This is a genomic window from Mycobacterium gordonae, from assembly GCF_001417955.2.
GTDB lineage: Bacteria > Actinomycetota > Actinomycetes > Mycobacteriales > Mycobacteriaceae > Mycobacterium > Mycobacterium gordonae_B.
In genome coordinates this window covers 17,199-31,720 of sequence record NZ_LKTM01000246.1, presented here as the reverse complement: position 1 = coordinate 31,720, position 14,522 = coordinate 17,199, and the positions used below count along the sequence as shown (strand labels likewise).

The window sequence follows — 14,522 nt, the reverse complement described above, 5'->3', positions numbered from 1 at the left end:
CTTAGGCGCGCACTTCCAGCATGTCGATCACGCTCTGCGCCTGCTCTTCGACACTACGGTCGGCGGTGAGCCGCAGATCCGGGTTCTTGGGCCGCTGATACGGGCTGTCGATTCCGGTGAAGTGGGTGATCTCCCCCGCCCGCGCCTTGGCGTACAACCCTTTGGGGTCGCGCCGCTCACACTCCTTGAGGGGGGTGTCGCAGAACACCTCGAAGAACTCAAAGCCCGCGTCGGCGTGGACCTTACGGGCCATCTCGCGGTGCTCGGCCAACGGACTGATCGCCGGCACCAGCACGATCTGGCCCGAATCCGCGAGCAGCGTGGCCACGTGCGCCAGCCGGCGCAGGTTCTCCGCCCGGTCAGCCATGCTGAAGCCCAGGTCGGCGTTCAGGCCGTGTCGCAGGTTGTCGCCGTCGAGAACGTAAGCGGGAATGCCCTTTTCGAGCAACTTCTGCTCGACCAGCATGGCCACCGACGACTTGCCGGCGCCGGACAAACCGGTGAGCCACACCGTCCTGCCCTGAATCGCGCGGTCACTGGCGGTCACCAGTGACTTGTGCCGCACGGTGTTCGGGCTGGCCTTCTGGGCCGCCACGTCACGCAACACCATGCCCGCTGCCACCGTGCCGTTGGTGTCGGGATCGATCAGGATGAAGGACCCGGTGCTGGCGTTGCGGGAATACTCGTCGAGCAGCAGCGGCACCTGGGTGCGCAACGAGATGCGGCCGAGCTCGTTCAGCTTGAGCGCCGTTGCCGTCTTGTCGCGGTGCAGGGTGTTGACGTCGAGCCGGTAGTCCAGCCCGGTGATGCGCGCGCGGGTGGTCCGGGTGGTGTGCTTGATGACGTAGTCGCGGCCGGGTTCCAGCGCCGACCCGTCGGCCATCCAGCACACGGTGGCGTCGAACTGCTGGGCGACCCGGGGCTGATTGTTGGTGCGGGCAATCATGTCGCCGCGGGATATGTCGATGTCGTCGGTCAGACTCACCGACACCGCCATCGGCGGAAATGCCTCTGTCACAGGACCGTTCGGACCCTCGATGGCGGCGATTCGGGTGGCCTTGCCGATCGGCAGCACCACCACCTCGTCACCGGGACGCATCACGCCACTGGCCACGGTGCCGGCATAGCTGCGGTGGTCCTGATGCTCGTGCGTGTGCGGGCGGATGACGTACTGCACGGGGAACCGCACGTCGACCAGGTTGCGGTCACCGGCGATGAAGACCTCTTCGAGGTGCGACAGCAGCGCCGGGCCCTCGTACCAGGGTGTCTGCTCGGATTTGGTCACCACGTTGTCGCCGTGCAGTGCGGAGATCGGGATGGTGGCGACGTCCTGCACATCCAGACGCGCCGCGAAGGCGTGGAAGTCGTCCCGGATCGCCTCGAATTGCTCTTTGTCCCAACCGATCAGGTCCATCTTGTTGACGGCCAGCACAATGTGCTGGATGCCCAGCAGCGACGCGAGGAAGGCATGCCGGCGCGACTGCTCCAGCAGGCCGTGCCGCGCATCGACGAGCACGATCACCAGCTGCGCGGTGGAGGCACCGGTCACCATGTTGCGGGTGTACTGAATGTGCCCGGGAGTGTCGGCGATGATGAATTTCCGCTTGGGAGTAGCGAAATAGCGGTAGGCGACGTCGATGGTGATGCCCTGCTCACGCTCGGCGCGCAGGCCGTCGGTGACCAGAGCGAGGTCGGTGTAGTCGTGGCCGCGGTCCTTGGAGGTCTTCTCGACGGCAGCCCACTGATCCTCCATCACAGCCTTGGAGTCGTAGAGCAACCGCCCGATCAGCGTGGACTTGCCGTCGTCGACCGAACCCGCGGTCGCCAGGCGCAGAAGTGTCGCCATCAGAAGTACCCCTGCCGCTTACGGTCTTCCATGCCGGCCTCCGAAATCCGGTCGTCTGCCCTGGTGGCTCCGCGTTCTGTCAATCGTGACACCGCAGTCTCGGCAATGACCTCCGACACGGTGGCCGCCTCGGATTCCACACAGCCGGTGCAGGTGACGTCACCGACGGTGCGGAACCGCACCGAGGTCTCGAACACCTTCTCGTCGGCGCGCGGCTGCAGGTGCCGGTGCACCGCCAGCAGCATGCCGTCGCGCTGAAAAACCTTGCGGCGGTGCGCAAAATAGATCGACGGCAACTTGACCTTCTCGGCGCCGATGTAGGACCAGATGTCGAACTCGGTCCAGTTGGACAGCGGGAAGACCCGGATGTGCTCACCCTTGTGATGACGCCCGTTGTAGAGGTTCCACAACTCGGGGCGCTGCGCCTTCGGGTCCCACTGGCCGAACTCGTCGCGGAAGCTGAACACCCGCTCCTTGGCCCGCGCCTTCTCCTCGTCACGCCGGGCGCCGCCGAACGCCGCGTCGAACTTGTTCTCCGCGATGGCGCGCAGCAGCGTCACCGTCTGCAGCGGGTTGCGCGAGGGAATGGTCTCCACCACCCGGCCCGCATCGATGTCGTCCTGCACCGAGGCCACCACCAGCCGCACCCCGGCTTCCTCGACCAGCTCGTCGCGGGTCTGCAGGACCTCGTCGAAGTTGTGGCCGGTGTCCACGTGCATCACCGGGAACGGCAGCCGTCCGGGCCGAAAAGCCTTGAGCGCCAAGTGCAACATGACGATCGAGTCCTTGCCGCCGGAGAACAGCAGCACCGGCCGCTCGAACTCGGCGGCGACTTCTCGGATGATGTGGATCGCCTCGGCCTCGAGCGAGCGCAGATGGCTCAACTCGTACTGACCGACGGCGGGGCCGGCTTTGACGTCGGTAGTCATCAGCATCATTTCCCGGTTAAGTTGGTTGGATTGACCAAATTTACTGTTATTAGAAGATATAGAACCAGCCCCCATTGCCGGTGTCAATGCCGCATTTCCTGGGATGGAGGGGCGCCTCCCCCTCGCGAGCAGACGCGAACTCGCACGATATGGGCCCCTATCGTGCGAGTTCGCGTCTGCTCGCCGCTGGGGCGCGGGGCCGCTGCGGGGACGGCGCGGACGCGCTGCGGACAAGCGGCCGGGGCACCCCGCTTCGCGCCGGCGCGGGTGATAGATTCCGGCTTCTACGCCGGCGCCGAGGACGATCGCGCGGCCCTCGGCGCTCCTGTCCAACACAGTTCCGGTCGGAGTCCTACACGTCCATGGCGGGCAACATCGATAACGGCGAATGCACGCTGCTCGGATGGCGGGAGTGGGTGTCACTTCCCGACCTGGGGATCGAACACATCAAGTGCAAGGTGGACACCGGTGCCCGAACCTCCGCGCTGCACGCGTTCTTCGTCGAACCGCTGGTCGAGAACGGGCGGCGACGGGTGCGGTTCGGGATGCGCCCACTGCAGCACGACGTGAGCATCGAACAGATCTGCCTCGCCGATGTCCTCGACGAGCGGGTGGTCGCGGATTCCGGCGGGCACCGCGAGCAACGCTTCGTCATCGAGACCACGGTCGAGGTCTCCGGCGAGCGTTTTCGGGCAGAGATGACGCTCACCGATCGGGAGACGATGCGCTTCCGGATGCTCCTCGGGCGAACCGCGCTGAGCGGACGCTTCCACGTCGACCCGGCCCGCTCCTACCTGTCCGGACGACCGCGTCGGGACGCCCTGCGGATGCCGGGAGCCCCGCGATGAGGATCGCTGTGCTCTCCCGGAACCCGAAGCTCTACTCCACCCGCCGCCTGGTCGAGGCGGCCGAGCATCGCGGGCACGACGTCGTGGTGCTCGACCACCTCAAGTGCTACATGGACATCGCCTCGCACGATCCGGCGGTCCACTATCGCGGTGAGGAGCTGGAGTCTTTCGACGCGGTCATTCCCCGCATCGGCGCGTCGGTGACGTTCTACGGCTCGGCCGTGGTGCGCCAGTTCGAGATGATGGGCACCTACTGCCTGAACGAGTCGGTCGCGATCACCCGGTCGCGCGACAAGCTGCGCTCGCTGCAGATCCTCGCGCGCGCGGGCATAGGGCTGCCGGTGACGGCCTTCGCCCACTCCACCGACGCGACCTCCGAGCTGATCGAGATCGTCGGCGGCGCACCGCTTGTGGTGAAGCTGCTCGAGGGAACCCAGGGCAAGGGCACCGTGCTGTGCGAGACACGCTCGGCGGCCGAGGCCATCATCGAGGCCTTCCGGGGGCTGCAGGCGAACTTCCTGGTTCAGGAGTACATCAAGGAGGCGCACGGCGCGGACCTCCGCTGCTTCGTGATCGGCAACAAGGTGGTCGCGGCGATGAAGCGCCAGGCGAAGCCCGGTGAGTTCCGCTCCAACCTGCACCGCGGCGGTGCCGCCTCGCTGATCCGGCTCACGCCGGAGGAACGCTCGACCGCGGTGCGTGCCGCACAACGCCTGGGCCTGAACGTGTCCGGTGTGGACATCCTGCGGTCGAATCACGGTCCGGTTGTGCTGGAGGTCAATTCCTCGCCAGGCCTGGAAGGCATCGAAGAGGCAACCAAGCGCGACGTCGCCAAGCTCATCATCGAGTTCATCGAGAAGCACGCCCGGCACGGCAAGACCAAAACCCGGGGCAAAGGTTGAGTGCCGACGTGGTGATCGGCGGCACCGCGATCGCGCCGGGCACCCGAGCCACTGTCGAGCTGCCGATCCCGCAGCTCTACACCCACACGCCGCTGACGATGCCGGTGCAGGTGGTGCGGGGCCGGCGCGACGGCCCGCGGCTGTTCGTGTGTGCCGCGGTGCACGGCGACGAACTGAACGGGGTGGAGATCATCCGGCGGCTGTTGCGCCGGCCTGCGCTGACGAAGTTGCGGGGGACGCTGATCGCGATCCCGATCGTGAACGTCTACGGAGTGCTCCACCACTCGCGGTACCTTCCGGACCGGCGCGACCTCAACCGCTCATTTCCCGGCTCCGGGCGCGGGTCGTTGACCGCGAAACTCGCCGACCGCTTCATGACCGAGATCGTCGCAAAGTGCACCCATGGCATCGACCTGCACACCGCGGCCATCCATCGCGACAACCTGCCGCAGATCCGCGGCAATCTCGATGACCCCGAGACACTCGCGCTGGCGCGCAGCTTCGGGGTGCCGGTGCTGATCAACGCCGCGGTCCGCGACGGCTCGCTGCGCGAGGCGGCCGCGGCGTTGGGCATCCCGACGCTGCTCTACGAAGCGGGTGAGGCGCTGCGCTTCGCCGAGTTGTCCATAGGACCCGGGGTGCAGGGCATCATCAACGTGATGCGAAAGCTCGGGATGCTCCCGTCGTCACACCGGCGCCGCGCCGGCGCCGAGCCGTTCGTGGCGCGTTCGAGCTCGTGGGTGCGCGCGCCGGAAAGCGGGATGTTCCGCGCCGCGAAGCCGCTCGGCGCCCGGGTGGAGCGCGGAGAACAGATCGGCACGATCGCCGATCCTTTCGGTGATGCCGAAATCGCCGTTACCGCAGAACATTCGGGTCTGGTGATCGGACGAAGCCAGCTGCCGATCGTCCATCAGGGCGATGCCCTGTTCCACGTCGCGCGCTTCGAAGACGTCGTCGAAGTCGCCCAGCATGTGGAGGACTTCCAGGCCGCGCACGAAGACGGGTGACCTTTGCCGTGCAGGGCCGCGCCGGTGTCCCCGCGAGCAGACGCGAAATCGCCTCATTTCGGCACGAAATGGGCGATTTCGCGTCTGCTCGCGCTAGAGGGTGACCTCTTCGAGCTTGCCGGTCGCGACGTCGAAGATGAACCCGCGCAACGACTCATGCTTGGTGACGAACGGACTGTTCTCGATCCGGCGCAATGACTGGCGGACGTCCTCGGCGATGTCGGGGAATGCCTCGGCCGCCCACGGCGGCTTCACGCCGGTCTCCTCCTGGATGCTGCGCTTGAACTCGTCGTCGTTGAAAGTCAGCATGCCGCAGTCGGTGTGGTGGATGAGGATGATCTCCTTGGTCCCCAGCAGTCGCTGGGAGATCGCCAAGGACCTGATGGCGTCATCGGTGGCCACGCCGCCGGCGTTGCGGATGACGTGCGACTCCCCCTCGTTGATCCCGAGCGCGCGGTAGACGTCGAGGCGGGCGTCCATGCACGCCAACACCGCGACGTGCTTGCTCGGCGGCAGCGGCAGCGGCCCGTGAAAGGAGCTCGCGTAGTTGGCGTTGTTGGCCAGGTAGTCGTCGGTAACCGTCACGCAAGTCTCCCTCGGGTATCGCGGAATAGCATTTGCCAGCGGGTCGCCGCGGATTTTAACAATCGGGCGACCGGATTACACCCGTGCGGATCAGCCGGATCTGAATAGTGGGCGCCGGATCGTTACCCTGTCCCAATGCGGCAGGGTGGTAGGGCGTGACGCGTTTTCTGCTGCGCCGGCTGGCGAAGTACTTCGTGCTGCTGGCGCTGGCGTCATTTCTGACCTTCTGTCTCACCTCGGTGGCTTTCTCGCCGCTGGAGAGCCTGATGCAGCGCAGTCCGCGCCCCCCGAAGTCGGTGATCGACGCCAAGGCGCACGACCTCGGCCTGGACCGGCCCATTCCGATCCGGTACGTGAACTGGGTTTCGCACGCCGTGCAGGGCGATTTCGGCAAGACGGTCACCGGCCAGCCGGTCGGAGTCGAGTTGGGCCGCCGCATCGGAGTGACTCTGCGGTTGCTGGTGGTCGGATCCGTGCTGGGCACTCTGCTGGGCGTGACGCTGGGGGCGTGGGGCGCGATCCGCCAGTACCGGCTCAGCGACCGCGTCGTCACCATCACCGCGTTGCTCATCCTGAGCACGCCGACCTTCGTCATCGCGAACCTCTTGATCATGGGTGCGCTGCGGACGAATTGGGCGCTGGGCTTTCAGCTCTTCGACTACACCGGCGAGACGTCACCGGGCGTCATCGAGGGCAGCTGGGCCGCGGTCGGTGACCGGTTGAAGCATTTGATCCTGCCCACCCTCACCCTGACGCTGGGCGCCGCGGCCGGCTACAGCCGCTACCAGCGCAACGCGATGCTCGATGTCCTCGGTCAGGACTTCATCCGCACCGCCCGCGCCAAAGGGCTGACCCGCCGGCGCGCACTGGTCAAACACGGCCTGCGCACCGCGCTGATCCCGATGGCGACGCTGTTCGCCTACAGCGTGGCCGGGCTCGTCGGAGGCGCGGTGTTCGTCGAGAAGATCTTCGGCTGGCACGGCATGGGTGAATGGACGATCCGCGGCATCGCCACCCAGGACACCAACATCATCGCGGCGATCACGCTGTTCTCCGCCGCCGTCACGCTGCTGGCCGGGCTGCTGTCCGACATCCTCTATGCGGCACTGGACCCGCGGGTGCGTGTGTCATGACCGCGGCCGAGCTCACGGACACAACCGAATTCACCTCACGCCGCACCCTGGTGCTGCGCCGGTTCCTGCGCAACCGCTCGGCGGTGGTGGCCCTGGCGCTGCTGGTGCTGTTGTTCATCGGGTGTTATGCGCTGCCCCCGCTGTTGCCCTACTCCTACCGCGACCTCGATTTCGGTGCGCTGCTGCAGCCGCCCAATGGCCGGCACTGGCTGGGCACCAACGCAATTGGCCAGGACATGCTGGCTCAGACGCTGCGCGGCATGCAGAAGTCGATGTTGATCGGCCTCTGTGTCGCGGTGATGTCCACCGGAATCGCGGCCACCGTCGGATCGATCGCGGGGTACTTCAAAGACTGGCGCGACGGGCTGCTCATGTTCGTGGTCGACCTGATGCTGGTGGTGCCGAGCTTCATTCTGATCGCCATCGTTTCCCCGCGAACCAGGAATTCGGCCAACATCATGTCGCTGGTGCTGCTGCTGGCCGCCTTCAGCTGGATGATCAGCTCCCGGATGGTGCGAGGCCTGACAATGAGCCTGCGTGAGCACGACTTCATCCGCGCCGCGCGCTACATGGGTGTGTCCAGCCGGCGGATCATCGTCGGCCATGTGCTGCCCAACGTGGCGTCCATCCTCATCATCGACGCCACGCTGAATGTGGGGTTCGCCATCTTGGCCGAAACCGGTTTGAGCTTCCTCGGTTTCGGCGTCCAGCCCCCCGACGTGTCGCTGGGCACCCTGATCGCCGACGGTACCCAGGCCGCCACCACCTTCCCCTGGGTCTTCCTGGTCCCGGCCGGGGTGCTGGTGCTGATCGTGTTGTGCGCCAACCTGACCGGCGACGGCCTGCGTGACGCGCTGGATCCCGGAGCACGCACGTTGCGGCGGGGTGCCGAATGAGCTCGTTGCTGGAAGTGACCGACCTCGCCGTCACCTTCCCCACCGACGGCGTGCCGGTCACCGCGGTCCGCGGCATCAGCTATCACGTCGACCCCGGCGAAGTGGTGGCGATGGTGGGCGAGTCGGGGTCGGGCAAGTCCGCGGCCGCGATGGCGGTGATGGGCCTGCTGCCGGAGTACGCCACGGTGAGCGGGTCGGTGCGACTGCAGGGCACCGAACTGCTGGGGCTCGGCGACGACGGCATGTCGCGGTTTCGGGGCAAGTCGATCGGGATGGTGTTCCAGGACCCCATGTCCGCGCTGACCCCGGTCTACACGGTCGGCGATCAGATCGCCGAGGCTTTGCGCGTGCATCAGGGGGCGGTCGGCAAGAAGGCGGCCCGCGAGCGCGCGGTGGAACTGCTTGAATTGGTGGGGATCTCACAGCCTTCCCAGCGGGCGCGCGCTTTTCCGCACGAGCTGTCCGGCGGGGAACGGCAACGCGTGGTGATAGCGATGGCGATCGCCAATGACCCGGACCTGCTGATCTGCGACGAACCGACCACCGCGCTGGACGTGACGGTGCAGGCCCAGATCCTCGAGGTGCTCAAGAAGGCCCGCGACGTCACCGGCGCCGGAGTTCTGATCATCACCCACGACCTCGGTGTGGTCGCCGAGTTCGCCGACCGGGCCCTGGTGATGTACGCCGGCCGGGTGGTCGAGGCGGCCGGGGTGAGCGATCTTTATCGTGACCGCCAAATGCCCTACACCATTGGACTATTGGGCTCGGTGCCCCGACTGGATGCGCCGCAGGGTACACGGCTCGTGCCCATACCGGGCGCTCCCCCGTCGCTGGCGGGGCTGGAGCCGGGCTGCCCGTTCGCCCCGCGCTGCCCGCTGGCCATCGACGAATGCCGTTCCGCCGAACCGGAATTGATTGAGGTGGGACCGCAGCATCGGGCGGCCTGTATCCGCACCGAGAAGGCCGCCGGGCGCAGCGCCGCCGAAATCTACCAGGTCGACACCGAACAGGTGGCCGCCGCGCCCGAGGACTCGACCGTCGTGGTGCGGGTGCGGGATCTGGTCAAGACCTATCCCCTGACCAAGGGCGTGGTGCTGCGCCGCACCGTCGGGGAGGTCAGGGCGGTCGACGGCGTCAGCTTCGAACTGCACCAGGGCCGTACGGTCGGCATCGTCGGGGAGTCCGGTTCGGGCAAGTCGACGACGTTGAACCAGATCCTGGAACTGACGGCACCACAGTCGGGCTCGATCGAGGTGCTCGGCACCGACGTCACCACGCTCCGCACCGGCAGCCGCCGATCGCTGCGCCGGAACATCCAGGCGGTGTTCCAGGATCCGGTGGCGTCCCTGGATCCGCGGCTGCCCGTCTCCGAGCTGCTGGCGGAACCGTTGCTGGCCAACGGGTTCAGCAAGAACGACAGCAACGCCCGGGTAGCCGAGCTGCTCGGCATCGTGGGCCTGCGCCGCGCCGACGCCAACCGCTACCCCGCCGAGTTCTCCGGCGGACAGAAACAGCGCATCGGCATCGCGCGGGCGCTGGCGTTGCAGCCCAAGATCCTCGCGCTCGACGAACCCGTGTCGGCCCTGGACGTCTCCATCCAGGCCGGCATCATCAACCTGCTACTCGACCTGCAGGATGAGTTCAGCCTGTCGTATCTATTCGTCTCCCATGATCTTTCAGTGGTGAAGCACCTGGCTCACGAGGTGGTGGTGATGTTTCGCGGCGCCGTGGTGGAGCAGGGCGACAGCGAGCAGGTGTTCGGCGATCCGCAACACGAATACACGCGCCGGCTGCTAAGCGCGGTGCCGCAACCGGAGCCTGGCCATGCGTAGCCGGGTCGGCGCGGCCTTGCTTGCCGCCGCGTTGGTGCTGTCGGGATGCTCGACCGGCAGTCAACTGACACCCGCCGGCCGCGGGTCCGTCGGCTCCGCGAGCGATATCAACCCACAGAACCCGCAGACCCTGCGGGAGGGCGGCGACCTGCGGCTGGCGCTGATCGACTTCCCGCCCAACTTCAACATCCTGCACATCGACGGAAACTCCTCGGAGATCGCCGGGATGATGAAGGCCACCCTGCCCAGTGCCTTCACCATCGGGGCCGACGGCTCGGCGACCGTCAACACCAACTACTTCACCAGCGTCGAGCTCACCGGCACCAACCCGCAAGTCATCACCTACACGATCAACCCGAAGGCGGTCTGGTCCGACGGCAGCCCGATCACCTGGCGCGACATCGCCAGTCAGATCCATGCCACCACGGGCGCCGACAGCGCGTTTGAGATCGCCACCACCAACGGCGCCGACCGCGTCGCCTCGGTGACCCGGGGGGTCGACGACCGTCAGGCGATCATGACCTTCGCCAAGCCCTACGCGGAGTGGCGCGGGATGTTCGCCGGCAACGGCATGCTGCTGCCCGAAAGTCTGACCGCCACGCCGGAGGCGTTCAACAAGGGCTGGCTGGATGCACCGGGCCTGACCGCCGGGCCGTTCATCATGAGCACGCTGGATCGCGCCAAACAGCGAATCGTGTTGACCCGCAACCCCAGATGGTGGGGCACCACGCCGCGCCTGGACTCCATCACCTACCTGGTCCTCGACGACCCGGCGCGGTTGCCGGCCCTGCAGAACAACACCATCGACGCCACCGGGGTGGCTTCGCTCGACCAGCTCATCATCGCCGAACGCACCAAGGGCATCTCGATCCGGCAAGCGCCGGCGCCGGTGTGGACGCACTTCACGATGAACGGCGCGAACGGGTCGATCCTGTCCGACCGTTCTCTGCGGTTGGCGGTCAGCGAAGGAATCGACCGGCGCACCATCGCCGACGTTGCGCTGCACGGTCTCACCGGCGACCCGGCGCCGCTGAACAACCACATCTTCGTAGCCGGGCAGGAAGGCTACCAGGACAACAGCATCCCGTATGACCCGGAGCGGGCCCGCCGCGAACTCGATGCCATGGGTTGGAAACTCAACTCCGAGAACGGTTTCCGCGAGAAAGACGGCCGGCAGCTGGTGGTGCGGATGCTGTTCTACGACGCGCAGAGCACCAAAGCGGTCACCCAGATCGCTCAGCACAGCCTCGCCGAGATCGGTGTCAAGCTCGATCTGCAATCGCGTTCCGGCAGCGGCTTTTTCCGGGATTACGTCAACGTCGGGGCGTTCGACATCGCGTTGTTCGGCTGGGTGGGCGACGCGTTCCCGCTGTCCGGCCTCACCCAGATCTATGCGTCCAACGGAGACAGCAACTTCGGCAAGATCGGCAGTCCGGAGATCGACGACGCGATCGAACGAACGCTGGGCGAGCTCGACCCCGGCAAGGCCCGGGCCCTGGCCAACGACGTCGACCGGCTCATCTGGGCCGAGGGGTTCAGCCTGCCACTGATCCAGTCCCCCGGTCCCGTGGCGGTGCGCAGCAAGCTGGCGAATTTCGGCGCGAGAGGGTTGGCCGACCTGGACTACACCGCGATCGGGTTCATGCGCTGACCCGGTGCAGCAGGGGCGGTACGGCCGCCTCCACGGTGGCCGCCACGTCGATCGCCTTCCACAGCACGCGCATCGGCAGCCGCGCCGGCAGGGCGTCCAGCTCCTGAGCGCGTCCGGCCAGCCCGTCGAATTCGCCGCGACACACCGCGCGGGCGATGTCCAGGGCTGCGGGCTCCCGGAAGTCCAGTGCACTGTGCGCCATGGTGGGCAAGCGCAGCAGCTGCGCATTGGGCAGCAGCGACATCGCACGTTCGGCCACTGCCAGCGGCGTGACCAGGTCACGCCCGCCGGCGATGACCACGGTCGGCCAGCTGAATTTCGGCAACTCTGCGATCAGGTCGTACGGTTCGGCTTCGAAATCGGCTGTCTGGACCAGGGTTTCGCGTACCGCCACGGCGGGGTCGAGCGGCAGCCCGTCCGGCTCGGCGGCATAGTCGAGTTCGCGGAACGCGATGCGGCTCACCAGGTCGGATTCGTAGCGGTAGGGCACCTTCTGACTGACACCCATCGTGGTGAAGCGCACCAGTGCGCGCCACAGCATCCGGCGGCCGGTGAGCAACAGGTCGAGCTGGTGGTTGAGCATCGATGCCCCGCCGTAGCCGTACACCGTCGCCGCGACCTGTCCCGCCGACGGGGTCATCACCCCGGCGTCGACCAGGCGCCGGACCTTGGGTGCCAGCTGCTCGGTGTCGGGGCTGTCGCCGGTCAGCAGCACGCCGCGGATCGCGTCGCGCACCGCCACGATGTCGTGGGCGGACAGCACCGGTGAATCCAGGATCATCGCGTGCACCCGTTGCGGGTGGCGGACGCCCACTCCAGCGGCGATGTAGCTGCCGTAGGAGGAGCCGTAGATGACCGCCGAGTCCACGTGCGCGTCGTCCAGGACGGCGGCCACGTCGTCGACGACCTGCTCGACGGTCAGCGCCTCAGGGGGCAGATCAGCGCCCGAGTCGTCGTGGCGGGACATGCCCAGCCCGCGGTGCTCGATCATGATGACGTCGAGGCCGGCCGCGGCGGCGCGGCGGCGGAACCCTTGATACAAGCGCAGGGACGCCACGCCGGGGCCACCCGGGATGACCACCAGCGGGTGCGCCGACTTGTGGCCGGTGCGGACGTAGAAAAGGTCGAATTCCTCGTCGCTTCCCGGCGACACCGGCCGCCGTACCGGCCGCACCCCCGGCAACTTCGCCAGCTTGTCGTGCACCCGGCGCCGTTTGGCGTTCATGGTCATCGGAGGCAGCCCGTCATGCGTGCCATTCTGCACAGATCGACGGTGCCCGGCACGTCGGTTGGCTGTGGGTTAGCTGCGGATCAGATCCGCGGCCCTCTCCCCGATCAGCACCGACGGCGCGTGGGTGTGCCCGCGAATGGTGCTGGGCATCACCGAGGCGTCGGCGACTCGCAGGTGGTCGACGCCCCGCACCTTGAGGTGCGGGTCCACCACGCTGTCCTCGTCGTTGCCCATCCGGCAGGTGCCCATCGGGTGATACAGGGTGTGCGAGCACATATTGAGCGCCTGTTCGAGGGTGGCGTCATCGAGTCCGGCGCAGTTGCGTGGCCGCACCACCGGGCCGAGGACGTCACGCAGCGACGGCGCCTGGGCCAGTTCCGCGCAGATCCGCAGACCCACCATCATGGCCTCGCGATCTCTGGGATCGGACAGGTAGCGCGGGTCGATGACGGGTTTGTCGTATGGGTCGGCGGAGCGCAGCGTGATCTGCCCGCGGCTCTCGGGTGCGACCAGGATCGGCCCGAAGACGACGCCGTGCCCGGCCGCGGGTTGCAGCGCCTCGTCGTAGAAGGGTGCCGGCGCGAAGATCAGCTCAAGGTCGGGCAGCTCGAGGTCGGGGTCGCTGCGCACAAATCCGTACGCCTCGCCGACGTTGGAGGTGAGCATGCCGCGCCGGCGCAGCAGGTAGCTGATCAACTGCTTCGGCTTCTCGGCGGAGAACAGGCTGCCGTCGTCGACGTCGAAACCTACCGGCGTCACCAGGTGGTCGATCAGGTTCTGGCCCACTTCGGGTGCGTGAACCACGCTCTCGATGCCGTGTTCGGCCAGGTGGTCGCGGTCGCCGATGCCGGAGAGCATGAGTAGCTGCGGGCTGTTGACTGCGCCGCCACAGAGCACCACTTCGCGACGGGCGTGCACGACGTGACTGTGGCCGGCGCGTTGGTATTCCACGCCGACCGCCCTGGTGCCCTCGAAGAGAATTCGGGTGGCCGTGGCGTCGGTGAGTAGGGTGAGGTTCTTTCGGCTCATGGCCGGCTTGAGGTAGGCGTCGGCGGTGCTGAACCGGGCGCCGCGGCGCTGCGTGACCACGGTTTCGCAAAAGCCTTCGGGCGCTGTCGAATTCGGACGGGCCACCGGGTATCCGCATTCACGCGTGGCGGCCAGCCAGGCGGCGGTCAGCGGTCGCGGACTGCGTTGCCGGGAGATGTGCAACGGCCCGGTGACCCCGCTGTCGTCACCGCTGACGAAGTGCCAGGCGGCGGTGACGTCCTCGATGCGCCGGTAGTACTCCAGCGCGGCGGAGCCGGACCAGTGCTCGTCGGCCCGCTTGGCCCATTCGTCGTAGTCCGCGCCGAAACCGCGAACCCACATCATCGCGTTCATCGAGGAGCAGCCACCGAGGACTTTGCCTCGGGGCCAATAGATTTGGCGATTATCGAGTTCGGGCTGGGGTTCGGTGAGGTAATCCCAATCGACCTCGGTGCGGAAGAGTTTGGAGAAGGCTGCGGGGATTCCGATGAACCGGTTGGTGTCGCCTGGGCCGGCCTCGAGCGCCACCACCTCGGTTCCCGGGTCGGCGGTGAGCCGATTGATCACGACGGCACCGGCGGAGCCGGTGCCGATCACTACATAGTCGCGCTGAATGTCCATCGTCCATCCCTG

Annotated in this window: 11 protein-coding genes and 1 pseudogene; 7 read left to right on the top strand and 5 right to left on the bottom strand. The window is 67.0% G+C overall.

Annotated features, from left to right (window positions below):
- Position 1: 1 nt before the first annotated feature.
- A complete protein-coding gene (gene cysC, locus AO501_RS18240) occupies positions 2–1,846 on the bottom strand; it encodes an adenylyl-sulfate kinase (protein WP_055579050.1) in 1,845 nt (614 codons plus the stop codon).
- Positions 1,846–2,843 (bottom strand): annotated as a pseudogene (gene cysD, locus AO501_RS18235) (sulfate adenylyltransferase subunit CysD). The gene cysC and the pseudogene cysD overlap by 1 nt, the downstream one beginning before the upstream one ends.
- A 294-nt stretch (positions 2,844–3,137) precedes the next feature.
- Between cysD and AO501_RS18230 the strand changes: the two are divergent.
- The 3 genes from AO501_RS18230 to AO501_RS18220 are packed head-to-tail and all read left to right on the top strand — an operon-like array spanning position 3,138 to position 5,532.
- Entirely contained in the window at positions 3,138–3,623 is a 486-nt protein-coding gene (locus AO501_RS18230) for an ATP-dependent zinc protease (RefSeq protein ID WP_055579049.1), read from the top strand.
- Positions 3,620–4,525, top strand: a complete 906-nt coding sequence (rimK, locus tag AO501_RS18225) for a 30S ribosomal protein S6--L-glutamate ligase (RefSeq protein ID WP_055579048.1) — start codon at positions 3,620–3,622, stop codon at positions 4,523–4,525. Before AO501_RS18230 ends, rimK begins: the two co-directional genes overlap by 4 nt.
- Positions 4,522–5,532: a succinylglutamate desuccinylase/aspartoacylase family protein gene (locus AO501_RS18220; protein ID WP_055579047.1), complete on the top strand. Its 1,011-nt coding sequence runs from the start codon at positions 4,522–4,524 to the stop codon at positions 5,530–5,532. The genes rimK and AO501_RS18220 overlap by 4 nt, the downstream gene beginning before the upstream one ends.
- Before the next feature lie 93 nt (positions 5,533–5,625).
- Here the strand turns inward: AO501_RS18220 and AO501_RS18215 are convergent, their stop codons facing one another.
- Complete coding sequence (locus tag AO501_RS18215) at positions 5,626–6,117, bottom strand: beta-class carbonic anhydrase (RefSeq protein WP_055579046.1); 492 nt, start codon at positions 6,115–6,117, stop codon at positions 5,626–5,628.
- 155 nt (positions 6,118–6,272) lie between these two features.
- Between AO501_RS18215 and AO501_RS18210 the strand changes: the two genes are divergently transcribed.
- The 4 genes from AO501_RS18210 to AO501_RS18195 are packed head-to-tail and all read left to right on the top strand — an operon-like array spanning position 6,273 to position 11,629.
- On the top strand, positions 6,273–7,250 hold the full coding sequence (locus tag AO501_RS18210) for an ABC transporter permease (protein WP_055579045.1): 978 nt from the start codon (positions 6,273–6,275) through the stop codon (positions 7,248–7,250).
- The gene (locus AO501_RS18205; protein ID WP_055579044.1) at positions 7,247–8,146 is read left to right on the top strand and encodes an ABC transporter permease; all 900 of its coding nucleotides are present in this window, start codon (positions 7,247–7,249) and stop codon (positions 8,144–8,146) included. The genes AO501_RS18210 and AO501_RS18205 overlap by 4 nt, the downstream gene beginning before the upstream one ends.
- Entirely contained in the window at positions 8,143–9,978 is a 1,836-nt protein-coding gene (locus AO501_RS18200) for an ABC transporter ATP-binding protein (RefSeq protein ID WP_055579043.1), read from the top strand. The genes AO501_RS18205 and AO501_RS18200 overlap by 4 nt, the downstream gene beginning before the upstream one ends.
- Complete coding sequence (locus tag AO501_RS18195) at positions 9,971–11,629, top strand: ABC transporter family substrate-binding protein (RefSeq protein ID WP_055579042.1); 1,659 nt, start codon at positions 9,971–9,973, stop codon at positions 11,627–11,629. The genes AO501_RS18200 and AO501_RS18195 overlap by 8 nt, the downstream gene beginning before the upstream one ends.
- Here the strand turns inward: AO501_RS18195 and AO501_RS18190 are convergent.
- Positions 11,619–12,860: an alpha/beta hydrolase gene (locus AO501_RS18190; protein WP_055579081.1), complete on the bottom strand. Its 1,242-nt coding sequence runs from the start codon at positions 12,858–12,860 to the stop codon at positions 11,619–11,621. The two genes, AO501_RS18195 and AO501_RS18190, sit on opposite strands and share 11 nt — an antisense overlap.
- Positions 12,861–12,929: 69 nt before the next feature.
- Positions 12,930–14,510 carry a GMC family oxidoreductase gene (locus tag AO501_RS18185; RefSeq protein WP_055579041.1) on the bottom strand — a complete coding sequence of 527 codons (1,581 nt, stop codon included), beginning with the start codon at positions 14,508–14,510 and terminating at the stop codon, positions 12,930–12,932.
- Between the last annotated feature and the right edge of the window lie 12 nt (positions 14,511–14,522).

Excerpts from the sequence above, each read along its gene's own strand:
- cysC (WP_055579050.1), bottom strand. The coding sequence starts at position 1,846 with ATGGCGACACTTCTGCGCCTGGCGACCGCGGGTTCGGTCGACGACGGC.
- AO501_RS18230 (WP_055579049.1), top strand. The coding sequence starts at position 3,138 with ATGGCGGGCAACATCGATAACGGCGAATGCACGCTGCTCGGATGGCGG.
- rimK (WP_055579048.1), top strand. The coding sequence starts at position 3,620 with ATGAGGATCGCTGTGCTCTCCCGGAACCCGAAGCTCTACTCCACCCGC.
- AO501_RS18205 (WP_055579044.1), top strand. The coding sequence starts at position 7,247 with ATGACCGCGGCCGAGCTCACGGACACAACCGAATTCACCTCACGCCGC.
- AO501_RS18200 (WP_055579043.1), top strand. The coding sequence starts at position 8,143 with ATGAGCTCGTTGCTGGAAGTGACCGACCTCGCCGTCACCTTCCCCACC.
- AO501_RS18195 (WP_055579042.1), top strand. The coding sequence starts at position 9,971 with ATGCGTAGCCGGGTCGGCGCGGCCTTGCTTGCCGCCGCGTTGGTGCTG.
- AO501_RS18190 (WP_055579081.1), bottom strand. The coding sequence starts at position 12,860 with ATGACCATGAACGCCAAACGGCGCCGGGTGCACGACAAGCTGGCGAAG.
- AO501_RS18185 (WP_055579041.1), bottom strand. The coding sequence starts at position 14,510 with ATGGACATTCAGCGCGACTATGTAGTGATCGGCACCGGCTCCGCCGGT.